This is a genomic window from Terrabacter sp. Soil811 (assembly GCF_001429655.1).
Classification (GTDB): domain Bacteria; phylum Actinomycetota; class Actinomycetes; order Actinomycetales; family Dermatophilaceae; genus Terrabacter.
This window is the reverse complement of sequence record NZ_LMSX01000001.1, coordinates 394,103-414,128: the sequence shown is the minus strand read 5'-3', so window position 1 is coordinate 414,128 and position 20,026 is coordinate 394,103. Positions and strand designations below refer to the sequence as shown.

The following is a 20,026-nucleotide window of genomic DNA, read 5'->3' as shown; positions in this document are numbered from 1 at the left end:
GGTCGGTCCGTGTCGCCGTGCCATGATGGCGACTTCGGGCAACCCCCGTCGCGAGAACGAAACCTGCAGGCCAGACCCCCGGCACTGTCCACCAGTGAGGGCGCCTGCCCTCTTCGTCTCCATGCGAACGAGGTGTTCCAGCATGAGTGCGTTGCCCACCAGCCAGCTCTTCGACCCCAGCGACCCGGTCTTCCGGGCCCACGTGGGCGGGAAGCTCGGGGTACACGCCACGTCGGAGCTGCGCGATGCTGCCGACCTCTCCCTCCTCTACACGCCGGGGGTCGCCCAGGTCTCCCTCGCCATCGCGGCCGACCCGACGCTGGCCGCCGTCTACACGAGCCGACGCAACACTGTCGCCGTCGTCAGTGACGGCACCGCAGTCCTCGGGCTCGGCGACGTCGGACCGCTGGCCGCCATGCCCGTGATGGAGGGCAAGGCGGTGCTCTTCAAGCACTTCGCCGACGTCGACGCCGTCCCCGTCTGCATGGAGACCGGCAGCGTCGACGAGATCGTCGACGCGGTGGCGCGGATCGCACCGACGTACGGCGGCATCAACCTCGAGGACATCTCGGCGCCGCGGTGCTTCGAGATCGAGTGCCGGCTCCAGGACCGTCTCGACATCCCGGTCTTCCACGACGACCAGCACGGCACGGCGATCGTGGCCCTGGCCGCCCTGCTCAACGCGGTCAGGGTCGTCGACAAGGACCTCGCCGACCTCACGGTCGTCGTCTCCGGCGCCGGCGCCGCCGGTGTCGCCGTGAGCCGGATCCTCGTGTCGGCCGGCGTGGGCGACGTGGTCGTCGTCGACTCCCGGGGCGTGCTCGGTCCCGACCGTGACGACCTGGCCGCCCACAAGCGCGAGCTCCGGGAGGTGACCAACCGGTACGGGGTGACCGGCGCCATCGGCGACGCGCTCTCCGGGGCCGACGTCCTCATCGGCGTCTCCGGGGGCACGGTCGCCGAGCGCGACCTCCTGCGGATGGCACCGCGCGCGATCATCTTCGCGCTCGCCAACCCCGACCCCGAGGTGCACCCGGCCGTCGCCGCCCGCTTCGCCGAGGTGGTCGCGACCGGCCGCTCCGACTTCCCGAACCAGATCAACAACGTCCTCGCCTTCCCCGGCATCTTCCGCGGCGCACTCGACTCCGGGGCTCGCCGGATCACCGAGGAGATGAAGCTCGCGGCAGCGCATGCCATCGCCGGGCTCGTCGACGCGCCGACGGCCGACCGGATCGTGCCGAGCGTGTTCGACGAGCGCGTGGCGCCGGCCGTGGCCGAGGCCGTCTCGGGCCGGGTCCTCGGGGGAGTGCGTTAGCCGGCCGACCGTGACGACGCTCCCGGTCCGTCCGGGCCGGGAGCGTCGTCGTCGGCCGGGTCGGTGAGTCCTCTGGCCGCGAGGGCCTCACCCGTCGAGCGTGCGAAGGCGACGACGTGCACGACCGTCGGCACGACGACGGCCCGTGGGTTGCGGTCGAGACCTCGGGCGCGGGCCGACTCGCGCACGCTGGAGAACGACCCCGCCACCCAGGGCACCGAGCGCACGACGACGCCGAGGGTGAGTGCCACGACCTCGGGGTCGACGACGCGGCGCAGCGGGCGGGCCGCCCGCACCACGCCGTCGAGCAGGTCGGTGACCGGCGTCGTCGCCGTGAGGATGCCCGCCGCGACGAACGCGTTGACGATGCCGAGGACGACGCGGACGGCATACGCGAGGTCGCGCGACCACCACTGGAAGGCCAGCAGGACAACGAGGACGGGGAGGAGGCCACGCATCGAGCGCACGAGGCGGCGCGCCGGGAGGCGCGCTGCCAGCACGACCCCGACCAGGACGACGGTCGTGACGGCGAGCGGCCACACCGACTGCGCGAACCAAGGCGTCGCCCCGACGACGAGGACGCCGACGAGCTTGAGCCACAGAGGCATTCGATGCACCACCGACGTGCCGGGGACGTGCGCCGTGAACAGGCCGGGACCGTTCACGTGGCGTCGGACAGCGCGAGGTAGCGCTCCACGGCCGTCGCCGGCTCACCGTCGCAGACGATGCGCCCCTCGTCGACGACGAGGGTCCGGTCGGCGTGGAGGGCGAGCTCGAGGTCGTGGGTCGCGACGACGACGGACTGGGGGAGCGAGTCGAGCAGGGAGCGCAGCCGGAGGGTGTTGCGTCGGTCGAGGAGCGTCGTCGGCTCGTCGAGGACGAGCAGACCCGGTTCGGTGGCGAGGACGACGGCGAGGGCCATGAGCTGACGCTCACCCCCGGACAGGTCGTAGACGCTCTGGTCGGCGAGGGGGGCCAGTCCGAAGCGCTCGAGCACCCGCTCGGCGGCGGCCCGGCGCTCGGTGCGCGACCGGTGCAGGCGCCGCAGGGAGAGCTCGACGTCCTCGCGCCCCGTGGGCATGACGAGCTGCGAGATCGGGTCGGTGAAGGCGAACGCGACGCGGCGGCGCACGCGGGCCCCGTGACGCACCGTGTCGAGGGCGTCGACGGTGACGGTGCCCGACGTCGGGGTGACGAGACCGTTGAGGAGGCGGAGCAACGTCGACTTGCCCGACCCGTTGGCGCCGATGACCGTCACCCGCGACTCGGTCAGGACGAGGTCGACGGGACCGAGGATGGTGCGCGTCCGCTGCCCGGGCGAACCGTCGACGGGCACGGTCACCGTCGCGGCCTCGAGGCGGACCTCCGTCACGGACGGGTCACGCGCTGGGGCGCCGCGGGCGCACGAGGACGTCCGGGAAGGCGCGGTGCACGGCGACGGCGGCGACGACCGCGACGACGTCCTTGACGAGGTCGCCCGGGAGGAAGGGCAGGTCCGCGCTGATCGCGGCCGACAGCGGCAGCCGGAGGTTGACCATGAGCCCGACGACCCCGAGCGCGTGGACGACCGCGACGGTCGTCGCGAAGGAGGCGAGCAGGAGCAGTGGCACCCAGAGCGACCGGTTGGTGCGGCGGACGACCACGCGGGCGGCAACCCCCACGACGAGCGCCGCGACGAGGAACGACACGAGGTAGCCGGCCGTCGGTCCGCTCAGCACCTGCAGGCCGGACTGACCCCGGCTGAAGACCGGCAGCCCGACGAAGCCGAGCAGCAGGTAGAGCGCCACGGCGAGGCCGCCGCGGAGGGGCCCGAGCACGAGCCCGGTGAGCACGACGGCGAGGGTCTGCAGCGTGATCGGCACCCCGAACCCGCCCACGGGGATGCCGGGCACGACGGCGGCCGCGACGAGGAGCGCCGTGAAGACGGCGACGAGAGCGACCGACTGCGCGTCGACGCCGTGGGTCTGCTGACCGGCGCCGCGATCGCCGGCCCGGGAGGCCTGGCCGGTCGTGGTGGCGCTCGACTCGGCACGGTCCCGGGTCGCCGTCGTCGTCTGCGCGGGCTCGTAGCGCACGGGGGTGTTGTCGGTCACGGGCAGGACCCTACCGGGGCGCCGTTCGGCCTCCGGTCACTATGGTGCTGGAATGCTCGCTGCCTACGCCGCCGGTCAGTCCGCCTCCGACCCGCTCTCCGGTCTCGTCGTCGGGGACCGCCCCGATCCGGAGGCCCGCCCGGGCTGGACCGTCGTCGACCTGCGCGCCGCCGCGCTCAACCACCACGACGTGTGGTCGCTGCGTGGCGTCGGCCTCGCGGCGGACCGGCTGCCGATGGTCCTCGGCTGCGATGGCGCCGGGGTCGACGCCGACGGAAACGAGGTCATCGTCCACGCCGTCGTCCCCTCGGAGGGCTGGCGCGGCGACGAGACCCTCGACCCGCGACGCACCCTCCTGTCAGAGCTGCACGACGGCACCCTCGCCGAGAAGGTCCTCGTCCCCGAGGGCAACGTCGTGCCGAAGCCGGCGTCGATGTCGTGGGAGACGGCTGCCTGCCTCTCGACGGCGTGGCTCACGGCATATCGCATGCTCTTCACCAACTCCGGAGTGCAGCCGGGCGGCACGGTGCTCGTCCAGGGCGCCGGTGGCGGTGTCGCCACGGCGCTCATCCAGCTCGGCTCGGCCGCCGGCTACCGGATGTGGGCCACCTCCCGCGACGAAGCCCGGGGTCAGCGGGCCCTCGAGATCGGCGCTGACCGCGTCTTCGGCTCGGGCGAGCGGCTGCCCGACCGCGTCGACGCCGTCATGGAGACCGTCGGCGCGGCGACGTGGTCGCACTCGGTCAACTCGCTCCGCCCCGGCGGGACGATCGTCATCTCCGGGGCGACGTCCGGCGACGCCCCGGCGAAGGCCGAGCTGACGAAGATCTTCTTCAAGCAGCTGCGCGTCGTCGGCTCGACGATGGGCACCCGCGAGGAGCTCGGGCAGCTGGCCCGCCTCGTCGAGCAGGCACGCATCGAGCCGGTCGTCGACTCGGTCCTGCCACTCGCCCGGGCCCGTGACGGCTTCGCACGGATGGTCGACGGCGACGTCTTCGGCAAGGTCGTCTTCACCGTCGGGTGACGTCCGCGGGTTCGTCCCGCCCTGCCCCCGGAGGTCACGACCCGTGCGCGCCCGAGACGTGCACGACCGCCGACAGGCCGTCCGCCGACGGCGAGCCGGCCTCGCCGACCAGCCACTCGCACCACAGCGCGGCCCGCAGCCGGGCGACGAGCTGTCCGAGCTCGTAGGGGCTCTCGGCGCCGAGCGTGACCGAGAGCCGGCCCACGTCGGCGGTGCCCGACTCGACGCCGTGCAGCGCAGCGCGAACCGCCCGGGACACCGCGTCGAGGCGGGTGTCGGTGCCGGCGGGGGCGATGCCCACGGCAACGGCCTCCGGGCTGCCCGGCTCGATGCCCAGAGCGGCACGCACGGCCTCGACGCGTCCGTAGCCGAACCAGTCCCCGGGGCCGGTGCGCACGAGGTCGCGTCCCCGGGGGTGGGACTCGAGGGGCTCGTCAACGAGGATCCCCGGCAGCCCCCGCAGCACGGCGGCGGGCACGGCGGACACCTTGCCCTTCGCGAGGTCTGCCGCGGCGGCGATCTCGTCGGCGACCGCGCGGGTCGTCACCTCGAGCGGCTTGCCGTCGGCGTCGGTGCCCCCGCGCAGGTCGTCGAGGACGCGCAGCCCGTGGGCGCCGAGGGCGAAGTCGACCTGTCCGACGCGCCAGGCACGTCCGGCGGTGTCGCTCAGGACCACCCCGACCCGGACGCCGTGCCGCGCGACGAGGGCGTCATGGACCTGCTCACAGATGCCGTCGGGGTCGTGGGGGAGCAGCAGCCACCCGCCGCGCGCCCCCGTGTTGGAGCCGTCGACACCCGCAGCCGCCATGATGGGCCCGGCCTTGGCGCGGACGATCCGCGTGACGCGGTCGCCCACCGAACGCTCGGCGACGACGTACTCGGTCTCGCCGTGCACGACGCGGTCCTTGTCGGGGTCGTGCGTCACGAGACCGAGGGCCTTGCTCGCGATCTTGCTCGAGACGACGACGACGTCGCCGTCGGCGAGCCGGATGCCCGCGTGGTCGAGACCGACCTGGAGCACATCGGCGAGGTCGTCCCCCTCGCGCACCTCGGGTATGCCGGTGAGCGGGGTGATCGTGATCGGCGCGGTCACGCCCGGGCTCGCTCCGTGCGCAGCCGCAGACCGAGGTCGAGGGCCGCCCCGGCCATGTCGGCCGCCGCCTCGACCGAGCTCATGAGCAGCGGGCGGCGCAGGACCTCGAGACCCCGGCGTGCCGGCATGGGGTCGTCCTCGTCGACGAGCCAGCCGTCGAGGAAGTCGGCGTAGAGCCCGGCGACGCCGGCGCTCGACTCCTCGACCCCGATCGTGCGCAGGCACACGTCGGCGTGGCCCCGCACCGGGCGCCCCCCGACGAGGGGGGAGACCCCGACGACCGGCGCGCGGGTGCCGCGCAGCGCGTCACGCACACCCGGGACGCCGAGGATGATGCCGATCGAGACGACGGGGTTGCTCGGCGGCAGGATGACGACGTCGGCCTCGCGGATCGCGTCGAGCACGCCGGGAGCCGGCGTGGCCCGGTCGAGGCCGGCCACGACGAACCGGTCGGCTGCGAGCTCTGCGCGGTGGCGCACCCACCACTCCTGGAAGTGGATCGCCCGCTGCTCGCCGTCCTGCTCGACGACGACGTGCGTCTCGACGGGGGTGTCGGTCATCGGCAGGAGGCGTACGCCGAGCTCACCGAGCCCCCAGCGTTCGGAGAGCCGCTCGACGACGCCGCTCAGCGGCATACCCTGGCCGAGCAGCTGTGAGCGGTAGACGTGGGTGCCGAAGTCCCTGTCTCCCAAGGTGAACCACTGTGGCTCGGCGCCGAGCGCGGCGAGCTCCTCGGCGAGGTGGTGCGACTCGTCGGCGCGCCCCCAGCCCTGCCCCTCGTGGATGCCTCCGCCCAGGGTGTAGAGCAGCGTGTCGATGTCGGGGCACACCCGCAGGCCGAAGAGCGTGATGTCGTCGCCGGTGTTGCCGATGACCGTCAGCTCGAGCGGATCGGGGCGGTCGGGATCGGCGACCAGTGGGTAGGTCTGTCGGGCGTGGTGGAGCAGGCCCCGGAGGAACCGGGCGCCGCCGACTCCTCCGGCCAGGGCGGTGATGCGCATGCGCCGATCCTCTCAGCAGTCTGCCCCCGTCCCGTCGTGCGGGGTCGGCCCGGACATTTCGAACCTGCGAATATCACCAACGGGCTTGACGTAGGGCATATGACACGCATGTAATTTCATTGTTGTATTCGGTCGGGGTTGGATCGCTGGGAATCTTGGACGCATTTGTCCGGAACCTCCGGAGAACGGTGCCGCTCGGTGCGACAGTGCTGACACAAAGTGCAGTCAGGGTCGAGGAGGGGTCATGCACGAGTTGATGGTGGTTTGGTCGGACACGGGCGAGCAGGAGGGTGAGCTCTCCTGGCAGGAGCGTTCGCTCTGCGCCCAGACCGACCCGGAGGCGTTCTTCCCTGAGAAGGGCGGCTCCACCCGCGAGGCCAAGAAGGTCTGCGTGGGATGCGAGGTGCGATCCGAGTGCCTCGAGTACGCCCTGTCCAATGACGAGAGATTCGGCATCTGGGGCGGACTGTCCGAGCGAGAGCGCCGCAAGCTGAAGAAGCGCGCGGTCTGATCGTGAGGTTCCAGCCCGGCACCTCGCTGGTGTCCGGGTGCAGGTAGCCGCTGTGCCCGACGAGCTCGCCGAAGACCTGAGCACCCCCGCTGGCGCGGGGAGTGCGTCGTCCGTGTCGTTGTCCGCCCCTCCCTCCACCGGGCAGCGACCGAACGGAACGGTCGACGCGATCGTCGTCGTGCACAACGGAGCTGCGTGGCTGGCGCAGTGTCTCGACGGCCTGGCCGCCCAGACACTGCCGCCAGCGCGGCTCGTCATCGTCGACGTCGCGAGCAGCGACACGTCGAACGCCATCGCGCGCGCCCACACCGGCGTGCGTCGGGCGATCCCCTCCGTCGAGATCGTGCGTCTCGACGGCCGCGTGCCGATCGGTCGCGCCATCGACGCCGGTGTGGCGGCGCTCCCCGTCGGCGCCGACGCGTCCACGAGCTGGGTGTGGGTGCTCCACGACGACACCGTGCCGCGTGCCAACGCGCTCGCCCAGCTGCTCCAGGCCGGGCTCCGCTCGAAGTCCGTCGGGGTGGCAGGGCCCAAGATCGTCGACTGGGACGACCCGCGACGCCTCGTCGAGATGGGCATCCAGATCACCCGCACGGGCCGCCGCCTGGCCTCGCCCGCCCGCGGGGAGGCCGACCAGGGCCAGTACGACCACCGCGCGGACGTCCTCGCGGTGAGCACGAGCGGCATGCTCGTGCGACGCTCCGCCTACGACGACATCGGTGGCTTCGACCCCGCGTTCGTCGAGCATGGAGCCGATCTCGACCTCGGCTGGCGGGCGCAGCTCGCCGGCCACCGCGTCATCGTCGTGCCGGGTGCGGTCGTGCGCGACGCCTCCGCCGGCATCGACGGTGAGCGCCCGGGTGTCCCCAGGCCACGTGAGCTCGAACGCCGCGGGCGCCGGGCCGCCCGACAGGTCACGCTGGCCCGCTGCTCGCCGCTGGCCGCACCGTTCCTCGCCGTCTGGATGGCGCTGTCCGCCCTCGTGTCGTCCGTGACCCTGCTCGTGGCCAAGCGCCCGAGGCAGGCCTGGCGCGAGCTGACCGACGTCAGCGCGCTGCTCCACCCGTTCGCGACCCTCGGCGCCCGCTGGCGTGGACGCCGGACCAAGCGGTTGCGTCGGGACCACCTCGGCACGCTCTTCGTCGCACCGGCCGTGGCCGCCCGCACCACCATCGACCACATCCAGGACGCCATCACCCCCGAGCGCAGCCGCGCGCGGCGCGAGGCGGCCCTCACCACCGAGACCGGCCCCGTCGCCGACGACTCCGAGTCGCTCGACCACCTGCCGGCATCGCTGCCGCGTCGCATCGTCTCGCACCCCGGGTTCCTCGCCGTCCTCGCCGTGCTCGTCGCGACGACGGCCGCCTGGCGCGACGCCATCCGGGCCGGGGCGCTCTCACCCACGAACGCAGGCGTGGCCGGCGGCGAGCTGCGACCCATGTCGACCGACGCCTCTGGCCTGTGGCACGCGTTCCGCGACGCCTGGCACGGCGCGGGACTCGGCACCGGCGCCGAGTCCGGCCCCCATCTCGCCGTGCTCTCCGCCCTGACGTGGCTCGCCGAGCGGGTCCCCGGCGTCGCCGAGAGCCGGTCGAGCGCCGGGGTGACCATCGCCTGGCTGCTCTTCCTCACACCGGTGCTCGCGACGTGGTCGGCCTACCTCGCCGGACGCGTCGTCACCTCCTCGCGGGTCGCCCGGGCGCTGGGTGCCCTGGCCTGGGGCACGGCCGGCGTCGCCGCGACCGGCATCGCGCAGGGCCGGGTCGGCGTGGCCGTCGTCCACGTCCTGCTGCCCTTCGTCCTCGCCGGCTTCTGCCTCGCGGCCCGCCGCGACGGCACCTTCACCGCCTCCTTCGCGACGGCGCTCGCGACGGCGGTGGTCGGGGCCTTCGCGCCGCCGCTGCTCGCGCTCTCGGTCGTCGCGGCCCTGCTGGTCCTCGTCCTCGGCCCGGGCCTGCGCCGGGCCCGTGCTCTCGTCCTGCTCGTCGTGCCCACCGCGCTCCTCGGACCGTGGGTGGCCCAGTTCGTCGAGGACGCACGGCTGCTCCTCTCCGGTCCCGGCCTCGTCACGACCGTCGACGACCGCGGCCCGTCGGAGGTGCTCGCGCACGTCCTCGGCGAGCCGGGGGCGACCAGCTGGGCCGTGTGGCTCGGTGCGCCGCTCGTCGTGCTCGGGGTCCTCGGACTCGCGACGCGGGGACGCAGCCGCGCCGAGTCCGTCGGTCTGGTCGTCGGTGGGGTGCTCGCGCTGCTCGGGCTCGCCGCCGCCCTATTGTCCGGGCGGGTCGTCCTCGGCTCGGCCGAGACCGGGGTCGGACAGTCCGCCACGGCACACCTCTGGGCGGGCGTCGGCGTGCAGCTCTGGCTGGCCGGCCTGCTCGTCGGGGTGCTGGCGGGCAGCAGGCCCGTGCTCGAGTCGCTGGCCCGTCCGGGTCGTCGCTGGGGGTTCGCCGCAGCCGTCGCCGCCGCGGCGCTCGCCGTCGTCCCGGTCCTGGCAAGCGCCGCCTCCTGGGGCGTCCAAGGAATCGGCCACACGCTCTCGGTGGGGCAGGCCACCCTCCCCGCCGTCGCGATCGAGCAGGGCAGCGGCCCGCTCGGCAACCGCCTGCTGCTCCTGCGCCCGTCCGACGACGTCGTGGACTTCGTCCTCGCCGGTCAGGAGCCGGGCGAGCTGCTGCGTGACCTCGACCGCACCCCCGACGCCGATGACGCGCCGCTCGTCGATGCCGTGGCCAACCTCGTGGGCGGCCGCGGGGCCGACTCCCTCGACTCCACCGCCCTGGCCCGCCTCGGCGTCGGCTTCGTGCAGGTGCGGGCGACGGCCGACTCCGCGCTCGCCCGCCGCCTCGACTCCTCCGAGGGTCTGAGCCGTCTCGGCACGAGCGAGCGCGGCATCCTCTGGAAGGTGCAGCCGCTGCCGGCCGCCGACGGCGGGGTCGCTGCGACCGCTCCGTCCCGGGCCCGCCTCGTCGACGCCGACGGAGCGCTGCTGCGGGTCGTGCCCACGTCGGGACCGCACGCCGCGGTCGACACGATGCTTCCGGCCGGGAAAGCTGCACGCTTCGTCGTCCTGGCCGAGCCCGCCGAGTGGTCGCAGCAGGCGCTCGTGACCTTCGACGGCCGAGAGCTCCTACCGGTGGCCGGGGCCGCCCAGCCCACGTATGCCGTGCCCCCCACCGCCGGGGAGCTCGAGATCGATCTCGCTGCAGCACAGCCGTGGTGGCGGCTCGGCCAGGGTCTGCTGCTCGGCTTCGTGGTGTTCATGGCCGTGCCCTTCGGCAACCGACGCTCGAGGAGGCGCACATGACGACGAACGTGCCCGGAATGGTCCGGGCGGGTGCCGTGGCGCTCGTCGCCGCGGGACTCGCGGTCGGAGCGACCCGGGTGAGCGGCTCCGTGCAGCTCGCGACCCCGGGCGGGCAGGCCGGCCTGCCCGAGTCCTCCACCGTCCTGCTCGACGAGTCCTCCCTCGTGTGCCCAGGCCAGCAGCGACTCGGAGCCACGGGGCTGAGGGACGTCGAGGGCACCGTCACCGTCGCGGCGGCCACTCCCGACCAGGGTGTCGTCGCCGGTGCGCCGGCGGGCGGCTCCGGCACCGTGGCGCTGCTCGGCGGGTCGTCGTCCACCGGGCTCGCCCAGAGCTCAGACCGGGGAACGGAGGTCTCGGCCGGCACCGCCGCCCCCGACGTCGTCATCGCGAGGGCGCGGGGCGCCTTCGCCCCGGGGCTCGTGGCCACCCAGGTGTGGCGCCACGGCGGTGACGACGACCGCGGTCTGACCGTGACCCCCTGCCAGCTGCCGTCGTCCGACGTCTGGCTCGTCGGTGGCGGTGGGGGGCCCTCGCGCACCGAGCGCGTCATCGTCAGCAACCCCGGAGCCAACGCCGTGTCCGTCTCCCTCGAGGTCCTGGGGCGAGTGGGGCCCGTCGACGCGGCCGGCGCGCGCAGCATCTCCATCCCGCCTCTCTCGCGGGAGGTCGTCTCGCTCGACGCCCTCGCGCCCGACGAGGCCGGTCCGGTCGTCCACGTCACCGCCACCGGTGGCGTCGTGTCGGCCGTGCTCGACGAGCAGTGGATCCTCGGTGCCACCGGCCGCGGCATCGACGACGCGACCCGCGCCGCCTCGCCGAGCACCGACCTCGTCGTGCCCGGTGTCGAGACCGGCGGCGGCGTCTCGCTGCGCCTGGCCAACCCCGGCAGCACCGAGGCCCTGGCCCAGGTGCGACTGCTCACCGACAAGGGGGCGGTTCAGCCGGAGGACCTCCGGGCCGTACGCGTGCCGGCGGGCTCGACGCTCGACGTGGCGATCCCGTCCAACCCGGCTGCCATGGGTGTCGGTGTCCGGTCCGACCAGCCGCTCGTGGCTGCGGCCTGGACCGAGCGCCGGGCGACGACCGGGGACCAGATGGGCGACTTCGCCTGGACGCCCGCGACCCCGGCCCTCCGGGGAGTCGCCGGAGTCCTGCTGCCCGGACTCGACGGCACCACGAAACGCCTTCTTCTCACAGCAGGTTCGGCTCCCGCGACGGCTCAGGTGCGGCTCGGCTCCGGCGACAGCGCCCAAGTGTCCACCGTCGACGTGCCGGCCGACTCGACCGTGGCCGTCGACGCCAAGGACGCGAAGGGCGCGTGGGTCGTGCCGACGAAGGGGACACTGCGAGGCGCCGTCTCCGTGGCAGGGATCGACGGGGGAGTGCCGTTCTTCTCGGTGGCCTCGCTCAGTGACGCGCCCGTGCGGGCCCTGTCGGTGCCGGTGCGTCAGGTGCGCAACTAGCGACGGCCCCGCCCGGCCCGGTGTCGGCGGGTCACTCGCCGAAGCCGGGGTCGAGCTCCTCGGGAGCGACCCCGAGCAGCCCGGCGACCTGCTCCGTCACGATGTCGGCCACGAGGGCAGCGACGTCTCGCCGGTCGGTGACGCGCGTCTCGACGGGCCGACGATAGACGACGATCCGCGCCGGACGCGCGCTCGTCGCCGGGTAGAGCCGGCCGAGCGGCACCTCGCGGTGGTCCCACGGAGCAGGTCCGCGGGGCACGTCCTCGACGGCGAACTCCACTGCGGGAAAGGCACGCCCGCACGTCGCCTCGAGCCGGGCCGCGGCGTCGAGGACGAAGTCGTCGAACTCGTCGCGGCGCGAGGTCATGGCGGGGACCGGCGGCCAGGCCAGAGGCCCCCGGCGGCCACGTCCGTGCCGGTCACGCCGACGACGGCGCCCGGGCGTGCGGGGTGAGGCGGTGTCCACGTCTCCACTCTAGATCGACCGTCACCTCGCGCACGGACGCCACCCGGCGGCATACGCCCTCGGTGATCTCGTGCTCGGACGGCGTGGTGATTCGTCCTCTTCGGGAGGGCGGACTAGAGTCCCGGATCGTGGGTCTGACACGTGGTTGCTCGAAGACGGGATGCGCCCGTCCTGCCGTCGCGACCCTGACGTACGCATACGCCGACCGTGCGGTCGTCGTGGGCCCGCTCGCGACCTACGCGGAGCCGCACACCTACGACCTGTGCCTCGAGCACGCCGAGCGGATGACCGCTCCCCGTGGCTGGGAGGTCGTGCGTGTGGGTGGAGACTTCCCCGAGCCGGCCCTGGCCGCCGACGACCTCCTCGCCCTGGCCGACGCCGTCCGCGAGGCCGGCCGCCCGCGCACGAGCCGCCCCGGAGAGACCCGCACGACGTCACGGGGCCAGGCCACCGCGGAGGCCGAGTCCGGCGCCGTCGAGTCCGGCCGCCGCGGACACCTGCGCATCCTCAAGGACTCCTGACCACTAGGGTGTTCGGCGTGCCCCACCTCGCAGACTTCGTCAAGGCCTACGACGTACGTGGAATCGTGCCCGACCAGCTCTCACCCGACGTGGCCCACGCCCTCGGCGCCGCGTTCGCCGAGGTCGTCGCCGTCCCGGACGGGGCCAGCGGTGTCGTCATCGGCCACGACATGCGCCCCAGCTCGCCGGAGCTCTCCGCGGCCTTCGCCGCCGGTGTGACCTCGCGCGGCGTCGACGTGACCGTCATCGGGCTCTGCTCGACCGACGGCCTCTACTACGCCAGCGGCGCCCTCGACCTCCCCGGCGCCATGTTCACGGCGAGCCACAACCCGGCCCAGTACAACGGCATCAAGCTGTGCCGGTCGGCGGCCCGCCCCGTGGGCCAGGACTCGGGACTCGCCGAGATCCGCGACCTCGCCCAGTGGCTGCTCGACGGTGGGACCGGCCTCGCTCACCCGGCCGGGGGTCCCGGCTCGGTGACGACGCGCGATCTGCTCGGTGACTACGCCGCCTTCCTGCGCGGCCTCGTCGACCTGTCCGGTTCGCGCCCGCTCAAGGTCGTCGTCGACGCCGGCAACGGCATGGGCGGCCACACGGTGCCGGCCGTGCTCGGCACGGGCGCCGGCCTGCCCGAGCTGCCGCTCGAGATCGTCCCGCTCTACTTCGAGCTCGACGGCACCTTCCCGAACCACGAGGCCAACCCCCTCGACCCGGCCAACCTCGTCGACCTCCAGGCCGCCGTGCGTCAGCACGGTGCCGACATCGGCCTCGCCTTCGACGGTGACGCCGACCGCTGCTTCGTCGTCGACGCCGACGGCGAGCCCGTCTCGCCCAGCGCCGTCACCGGGCTCGTCGCGGTCCGCGAGATCCTCCGCGCCCGCGAGGGCGGCGACACCGAGGTGTCCATCGTGCACAACGTCATCTCGAGCGCCGCGGTGCGCGAGATCGTGCTCGAGCACGAGGCGACGCCTGTGCGCACCCGCGTCGGCCACTCGTTCATCAAGGCCGAGATGGCCCGCGCCGGAGCCGTCTTCGGCGGCGAGCACTCGGCTCACTACTACTTCCGCGACTTCTGGTACGCCGACACCGGCATGCTCGCCGCCATGCACGTGCTCGCCGCCCTCGGCGAGCAGGACGGCCCGCTGTCCGACCTCTGTGACGAGTACGAGCGCTACGTCGCATCCGGCGAGATCAACTCGACGGTGACCGACCAGGCCGCCGTCGTCGAGCAGGTGCGGGCCTGGGCCCAGGTGCGCGGCGCCGGCACCGACGAGCTCGACGGGCTCACCGTCGCGAGCCCCGAGGGCGACGCCCCGATGTGGTGGTTCAACGTGCGCGCCTCCAACACCGAGCCCCTCCTGCGGCTCAACGTCGAGGCCGCCGACCGTGAGACGATGCAGGACGTGCGCGACGAGCTGCTCGCCCTCATCCGGTCGGGTGCCACCGTGAGCGACGAGACCGGGTCCACCCCCGCCCAGGACGCAGGAGACGCTTCGTGAGCCAGAGCCAGCAGACGATCGAGCCGTGGCTGCGCGGCATCCTCCGGTGCCCGCAGTGCAAGGGCGAGCTCGTCGACGCCGTGCACACCGCGGGTGAGCACGCCGGCACGAGTGAGACAGCCGCGACCGGCGAGACCGCCGAGACCGCCGAGCTGCGCTGCGACACGTGCCACCTCGCCTACCCCGTCGAGGGCGGCGTCCCCGTCCTGCTCGTCGACCTCGCCCGCCGCACCGACGGCTGAGACCCGTGGGCGCCGTGTTCGACGAAGCCCGCCTCGACGACGAGGGCGCCCTGGCCGCTCTCGACTCCAGCGACACGTTGCGCGCCCTGGCGGGCGCGGGTGCCCAGGTGCGGCGCACGGTCGCGGCCTCGACCGAGGCCGGCCTCGACCGGCTCCGTGACGTCGAACCCCGTGGGGTCGTCGTCGCGGCCGCCGGCGGGTCCGTCGCCGTGGCCGACCTCTTCGAGGCCGTGTCCCGCGGCGCGTCGGCCCTGCCGGTCCAGAGCTGCTGTTCGGGATCGCTGCCCGGCTGGGTGGGGGCCCTCGACGTCGTCATCGCCGTGTCCCAGTCCGGTCGGGCGGCCGGCACGCTCGCCCTCGCCGCCGAGGCGGCGCGGCGTGGCGCCTTCCTCGTCACGGTCGGGGCGGCCGACTCGCCGCTGGCCGAGGTCTGTGCCCGGGCCCACGGCGTGCACGTCCCGATCGCGGTCAGCGGGGCATCCTCCCGCACGTCGGTGTGGGCCCAGGCCACTCCTGCGCTGCTCGCCGCCGACGCCATGGGCATCGCGTCCGTCAGCCACGAGACGCTCGCCGAGCTCGCCGACGTGCTCGACCGCACGGCCACCGACGCGCGCCCGTCGTCCGAGTCCTTCGTCAACCCCGCCAAGGTGCTGGCGACCGAGCTTGCCGAGTCGACGCCCATCGTCCTCGGCGAGGGCCGCTTCGGGGACGTCACGGCCCGCCGGGCGGCCGCGATGTTCGGTCGCACGGGCCGCGTGCCCGTCGCGCACGGCGCCCTGCCCGACGCCGCGAGCCAGATCGTCGCGTGCTTCGACGGACCCCTCGCGCCGGGCCAGTCCGGTGGCGGCGGGAGCGACGACATCTTCGCCGACCCGTTCCTCGACGGCCCGACGCGGCCACCGCTGCGGCTCATCATGCTGCGGGACACCTCGCCGGGTGAGCCGCACAGCCTTGCCGAGACCGTCGTGTCCGTGGCCGAGGACGCGGGCGTGCGCGTCTCGCTCGTCGACGCCCCGGCGGCCGACCCCCTGCTGCGCCTCGCGCACCACGTCGCCCTGACCGACTTCGCCGCGACCTACCTCGCCCTCGGCTTCGGCTTCGACCCCGCCACCTCGCCCCACGTGCGCCTGCTGCGGGGCGCCCGCGACACCTGACCCGCCCGGCACGCCGAGGGCGTATGCCGTGTGCCGACCGCGTGCGGAACGGATGCCGTCCGGGGTCGGTCGGGTCTCCCACGTAGGCTGCCACGGTGACGGAGCACTACGACCTGGCCATCATCGGCAGCGGCTCGGGCAACTCGCTCGTGACCCCCGACTTCGACGACAAGCGCGTCGCGATCATCGAGGGTGGGACGTTCGGCGGCACCTGCCTCAACGTCGGCTGCATCCCGACGAAGATGTTCGTCTACGCCGCGGACCTCGCGCGCGACGTGCGCGGGGCCGGCCGCTACGGCGTCGACGCCACGCTGGAAGGTGTGCGCTGGGCCGACGTCCGCGACCGCGTCTTCGGGCGCATCGACCCCATCTCGGACGGTGGCCGGCGCTATCGCGTCGAGGGACCCAACACGACGGCCTACCTCGGGCACGCGCGCTTCACCGGTGACCGGACGCTCACGGTCGACCTCGGCGACGGCCGCGAGGAGACGGTGACGGCCGACCAGGTCGTCGTGGCCGCCGGCGCCCACCCGGTCGTGCCCGACGTCGTCACCGAGTCGGGCGTGCCGTTCCACACCTCCGACACGATCATGCGCCTCGACGCGCTGCCCGAGCGGCTCGCGATCATCGGCGGCGGTTTCATCGCGGCCGAGATGGCCCACGTCTTCGCCTCGTTCGGCGTGAAGGTGACGGTCGTCGTCCGGTCGTCGCTGCTGCTGCGCCACCTCGACACCGACATCGCACGGCGTTTCACCGACCTGGCCCGCGAGCAGTGGGACGTGCGCACCGAGACGGCGGTCACGGCCGTCGAGACCGGCGTCGGGGGGGCGGGCGTACGCCTGCGCCTCGACGACGACACGGCCGTCGACGCCGACCTGCTGCTCGTCGCCACCGGTCGCCGGCCCAACAGCGCCGACCTCGGCGTCGAAGCCGGGGGCCTGCGGCTGCTCGACGACGCGCGCATCGAGGTCGACGCCTACGGCCGCACGAGCGCCGCGGGTGTCTGGGCCCTCGGCGACATCAGCGCGCCGCACCAGCTCAAGCACCTGGCGAACGCCGAGGCCCGGACCATCGCGCACAACCTCGTGCACCCCGACGACCTGCGCGTCCTGCCGCACGAGAACGTGCCGTCCGGCGTCTTCAGCCACCCGCAGATCGCCACGGTCGGCCTGACCGAGCAGGAGTGCGTCGAGCAGGGCCGCGCGCACACGGCGTACGTCCAGGCCTACGGCGACACGGCATACGGCTGGGCCATGGAGGACACGACGGGCATCTGCAAGCTCGTGGCGGACCCCACGACGGGTCTCCTGCTCGGAGCCCACCTCATGGGTCCGCAGGCGACCTCCCTCATCCAGCCGCTGGTGCAGGGGATGGCGTTCGGCACGACCGTCCACGACCTCGCCCGCGGGCAGTACTGGATCCACCCGGCTCTCGCGGAGGTCGTCGAGAACGCGCTGCTCGGGCTGAAGCTCGACGACCCGGCCTGAGCGCGTTCCCAGCGGGCTCCCAGACCACCCTAGGATGACGCCATGGCAGGCGGACTCGTAGCGCTCCTCGACGACATCGCGGCACTCGTGAAGCTCGCGGCGGCATCCGTCGACGACGTGGGCGCTGCGGCCGCGAAGGCCAGCGTCAAGGCCACCGGCGTCGTCGTCGACGACACGGCCGTGACCCCGCGCTACGTGCAGGGTCTGGCACCCGAGCGCGAGCTGCCGATCATCAAGCGGATCGCGCTCGGCTCGCTGCGCAACAAGCTGCTCATCATCCTCCCGGTCATCATGGTGCTCAGCCAGTTCGTGCCGTGGCTGCTGACGCCGATCCTCATGGTCGGCGGCGCCTACCTCGCCTACGAGGGCGCTGAGAAGGTCTGGGAGATCGTCTCGGGCCACGAGGAGGAGGAGGCCGAGGTCGGCGAGGTCGACGAGAAGGCCGTCGTCTCCGGCGCGATCCGCACCGACTTCATCCTGTCGGCCGAGATCATGGTCATCGCCCTCAACGAGGTCGACACCGAGCCCTTCGTCTCGCGCCTCATCATCCTCGTCATCGTGGCGCTGCTCATCACGGCGCTCGTCTACGGCGTCGTCGGCCTCATCGTCAAGATGGACGACGTCGGCCTGCACCTCGCCGGGCGCGAGTCAGGGGCCTCGCAGCGCATCGGCCGGGGCCTCGTCAAGGGGATGCCGAAGCTGCTCTCGGTGCTGTCGACCGTCGGCATCGCGGCGATGCTCTGGGTCGGTGGGCACATCCTGCTCGTCGGCGTCGACGAGCTCGGCTGGCACGCGCCCTACGACCTCGTCCACCACCTCGAGGAGGGCGTGGCCGGGGTGGCCGGCATCGGTGGCTTCCTCGCCTGGGTCGTCAACACGCTCGCGTCGGCCCTCATCGGTCTCGTCGTCGGCGCCGTCGTCGTCGCCGTCCTGCACGTCATCCCGCGCCGCACGAAGCACGACGAGGCAGCAAGCACGCACTGACCCGCACCGCTGGAGCCGGCCGCTCGGCGTATGCCGTGTGCTGGCCTCTCCCTAGTCGCTGGGGAGGCCGCGGGGTGGGACCCATCGCCACGCCCGTCATAGATCCGCCCGGGCGGAGGAGGTGTGGCGGTTTCGGGTCTGGCGACTGCACCAACTCCGCCGGGGCGGGGGGGTAGGTGCCGCCGAGACAACATATGCGCTCAGACCGCGGGAAGCTGTGGGGCGTGGCAGCGCAGGCCTCGACAGGGGATTCGAGGCCGACGAGGCTCGCGGCTAGACTGGGCGACTGCCGGCGTGGGTGATGACCCGCCAGATGAGCCCAGAGGGGCGCGCCGGGTCTGCAGACCGACGATCAAAGGAAACGATCACTCATGTCCTTCGACTACAAGGTTGCCGACCTGAGCCTCGCCGAGGCCGGCCGACACCAGCTCCGACTCGCCGAGCACGAGATGCCCGGCCTCATGGCGATCCGCGAGGAGTACGCCGAATCCCAGCCGCTCAAGGGCGCCCGCATCGCCGGCTCCCTTCACATGACGGTCCAGACGGCCGTGCTCATCGAGACGCTCACCGCGCTCGGTGCCGAGGTGCGCTGGGCCTCCTGCAACATCTACTCGACGCAGGACGAGGCCGCCGCGGCCGTCGTCGTCGGCCCCCAGGGCAGCGCCGACGACCTCCAGGGCGTCCCCGTCTTCGCCTGGAAGGGCGAGACGCTCCCCGAGTACTGGTGGTGCACCGACCAGATCCTCACCTGGCCCGGCGGTGAGGGCCCGAACATGATCCTCGACGACGGCGGCGACGCGACGATGCTCGTGCACAAGGGCCGCGAGTGGGAGCAGGCCGGCCAGGTGCCGCCGACCACCGAGGAGGACTCCGAGGAGTTCGGCGTCTTCAAGGAGCTCGTGCGCCAGACGCTGACCACCGACCCGCAGAAGTGGACGACGGTCGCCGCCGGCATCAAGGGTGTCACCGAGGAGACCACGACCGGTGTCCACCGCCTCTACCAGCTGGCCGAGGCCGGCGAGCTGCTCTTCCCGGCCATCAACGTCAACGACGCGGTGACGAAGAGCAAGTTCGACAACACCTACGGCTGCCGCCACTCGCTCATCGACGGCCTCAACCGCGCCACCGACGTCCTCATCGGTGGCAAGGTCGCCGTCGTCGCCGGCTTCGGCGACGTGGGCAAGGGCTGCGCCGAGTCCCTCCGTGGCCAGGGCGCTCGCGTCATCGTCACCGAGATCGACCCGATCTGCGCCCTGCAGGCCGCCATGGAGGGCTTCCAGGTCGCCCGCCTCGAGGACGTCGTCGAGTCCGCCGACATCTTCATCACGACGACCGGCTGCTACGACGTCATCACGGCCGAGCACATGACGAAGATGAAGAACAAGGCGATCGTGGCCAACATCGGCCACTTCGACAACGAGATCGACATGGCCGGCCTCGCCCGCGTCCCCGGCATCCAGAAGACCGAGATCAAGCCGCAGGTCCACGAGTGGACGTTCACCTCGGGCAGCTCGATCATCGTGCTCTCCGAGGGTCGCCTGATGAACCTCGGCAACGCCACCGGCCACCCGAGCTTCGTCATGAGCAACTCGTTCTCCAACCAGACGATCGCCCAGATCGAGCTCTTCACGAAGACCGGCGACTACGCCAAGCAGGTCTACACCCTGCCGAAGCACCTCGACGAGAAGGTCGCGCGCCTGCACCTCGACGCCCTCGGCGTCCGGCTCACCGAGCTGACCAAGGGCCAGGCCGAGTACCTCGGCGTCGACGTCGCCGGGCCGTACAAGCCGGAGCACTACCGCTACTGAGCCCACCCCGGTACCGCCCCGCACCGGAGCGGCACCCCACGGCGTACGGATGCCG

18 protein-coding genes are annotated in these 20,026 nt (G+C 73.1%); 12 read left to right on the top strand and 6 right to left on the bottom strand.

The genetic code is table 11. The features are described from left to right. Positions 1-142 precede the first annotated feature (142 nt). Positions 143-1,315, top strand: a complete 1,173-nt coding sequence (locus tag ASH01_RS01865) for an NAD(P)-dependent malic enzyme (protein WP_056770649.1) — start codon at positions 143-145, stop codon at positions 1,313-1,315. Here the strand turns inward: ASH01_RS01865 and ASH01_RS01860 are convergent. The 3 genes from ASH01_RS01860 to ASH01_RS01850 are packed head-to-tail and all read right to left on the bottom strand — an operon-like array spanning position 1,312 to position 3,408. Further along, positions 1,312-1,935: an energy-coupling factor transporter transmembrane protein EcfT gene (locus ASH01_RS01860; RefSeq protein WP_327191904.1), complete on the bottom strand. Its 624-nt coding sequence runs from the start codon at positions 1,933-1,935 to the stop codon at positions 1,312-1,314. The genes ASH01_RS01865 and ASH01_RS01860 overlap by 4 nt on opposite strands. 41 nt (positions 1,936-1,976) lie before the next feature. Beyond that, a complete protein-coding gene (locus tag ASH01_RS01855; RefSeq protein WP_056770646.1) occupies positions 1,977-2,687 on the bottom strand; it encodes an energy-coupling factor ABC transporter ATP-binding protein in 711 nt (236 codons plus the stop codon). Between the two features lie 7 nt (positions 2,688-2,694). Then, positions 2,695-3,408 (bottom strand): biotin transporter BioY, encoded by a 714-nt coding sequence (locus ASH01_RS01850; RefSeq protein ID WP_056770645.1) that lies wholly within the window; start codon positions 3,406-3,408, stop codon positions 2,695-2,697. Between the two features lie 52 nt (positions 3,409-3,460). On the opposite strand from ASH01_RS01850, the gene ASH01_RS01845 reads away from it, so the two are divergent. Next, entirely contained in the window at positions 3,461-4,432 is a 972-nt protein-coding gene (locus ASH01_RS01845) for a zinc-binding dehydrogenase (protein WP_056770642.1), read from the top strand. Between the two features lie 34 nt (positions 4,433-4,466). Here the strand turns inward: ASH01_RS01845 and ASH01_RS01840 are convergent, their stop codons facing one another. Together ASH01_RS01840 and cofD are read right to left on the bottom strand one after the other, a co-directional pair. Further along, on the bottom strand, positions 4,467-5,525 hold the full coding sequence (locus ASH01_RS01840; protein WP_056770640.1) for a coenzyme F420-0:L-glutamate ligase: 1,059 nt from the start codon (positions 5,523-5,525) through the stop codon (positions 4,467-4,469). Further along, positions 5,522-6,526 carry a 2-phospho-L-lactate transferase gene (gene cofD / locus ASH01_RS01835; RefSeq protein ID WP_056770635.1) on the bottom strand — a complete coding sequence of 335 codons (1,005 nt, stop codon included), beginning with the start codon at positions 6,524-6,526 and terminating at the stop codon, positions 5,522-5,524. The genes ASH01_RS01840 and cofD overlap by 4 nt, the downstream gene beginning before the upstream one ends. A gap of 244 nt (positions 6,527-6,770) precedes the next feature. On the opposite strand from cofD, the gene ASH01_RS01830 reads away from it, so the two are divergent. From ASH01_RS01830 to ASH01_RS01820, 3 genes are all read left to right on the top strand, one after another. Then, on the top strand, positions 6,771-7,037 hold the full coding sequence (locus tag ASH01_RS01830) for a WhiB family transcriptional regulator (protein WP_020143018.1): 267 nt from the start codon (positions 6,771-6,773) through the stop codon (positions 7,035-7,037). A 178-nt stretch (positions 7,038-7,215) separates the two neighbouring features. Then, positions 7,216-10,344 (top strand): glycosyltransferase family 2 protein, encoded by a 3,129-nt coding sequence (locus ASH01_RS01825; RefSeq protein WP_235509500.1) that lies wholly within the window; start codon positions 7,216-7,218, stop codon positions 10,342-10,344. After that, entirely contained in the window at positions 10,341-11,810 is a 1,470-nt protein-coding gene (locus ASH01_RS01820; protein ID WP_056770630.1) for a DUF5719 family protein, read from the top strand. The genes ASH01_RS01825 and ASH01_RS01820 overlap by 4 nt, the downstream gene beginning before the upstream one ends. Positions 11,811-11,841: 31 nt before the next feature. Here ASH01_RS01820 and ASH01_RS01815 read toward each other — a convergent pair whose 3' ends face one another. Continuing rightward, entirely contained in the window at positions 11,842-12,276 is a 435-nt protein-coding gene (locus ASH01_RS01815; protein WP_081633808.1) for a metallopeptidase family protein, read from the bottom strand. Between the two features lie 128 nt (positions 12,277-12,404). Between ASH01_RS01815 and ASH01_RS01810 the strand changes: the two genes are divergently transcribed. From ASH01_RS01810 to ahcY, 7 genes are all read left to right on the top strand, one after another. Beyond that, positions 12,405-12,797: a DUF3499 domain-containing protein gene (locus ASH01_RS01810; RefSeq protein WP_056770627.1), complete on the top strand. Its 393-nt coding sequence runs from the start codon at positions 12,405-12,407 to the stop codon at positions 12,795-12,797. Positions 12,798-12,805: 8 nt separating this feature from the next. Beyond that, positions 12,806-14,296 (top strand): phosphomannomutase/phosphoglucomutase, encoded by a 1,491-nt coding sequence (locus ASH01_RS01805; protein WP_056770624.1) that lies wholly within the window; start codon positions 12,806-12,808, stop codon positions 14,294-14,296. Continuing rightward, positions 14,293-14,538, top strand: a complete 246-nt coding sequence (locus ASH01_RS01800; RefSeq protein WP_056770621.1) for a Trm112 family protein — start codon at positions 14,293-14,295, stop codon at positions 14,536-14,538. Before ASH01_RS01805 ends, ASH01_RS01800 begins: the two co-directional genes overlap by 4 nt. 5 nt (positions 14,539-14,543) lie before the next feature. Then, a complete protein-coding gene (locus tag ASH01_RS01795) occupies positions 14,544-15,692 on the top strand; it encodes an SIS domain-containing protein (protein WP_082619342.1) in 1,149 nt (382 codons plus the stop codon). 95 nt (positions 15,693-15,787) lie between these two features. Next, positions 15,788-17,179, top strand: a complete 1,392-nt coding sequence (locus ASH01_RS01790; RefSeq protein ID WP_056770618.1) for a mycothione reductase — start codon at positions 15,788-15,790, stop codon at positions 17,177-17,179. A gap of 42 nt (positions 17,180-17,221) precedes the next feature. After that, positions 17,222-18,163, top strand: a complete 942-nt coding sequence (locus ASH01_RS01785) for a DUF808 domain-containing protein (RefSeq protein WP_056770614.1) — start codon at positions 17,222-17,224, stop codon at positions 18,161-18,163. A 371-nt stretch (positions 18,164-18,534) separates the two neighbouring features. Further along, complete coding sequence (gene ahcY, locus ASH01_RS01780; protein WP_056770612.1) at positions 18,535-19,971, top strand: adenosylhomocysteinase; 1,437 nt, start codon at positions 18,535-18,537, stop codon at positions 19,969-19,971. The last annotated feature ends 55 nt before the right edge of the window (positions 19,972-20,026 follow it).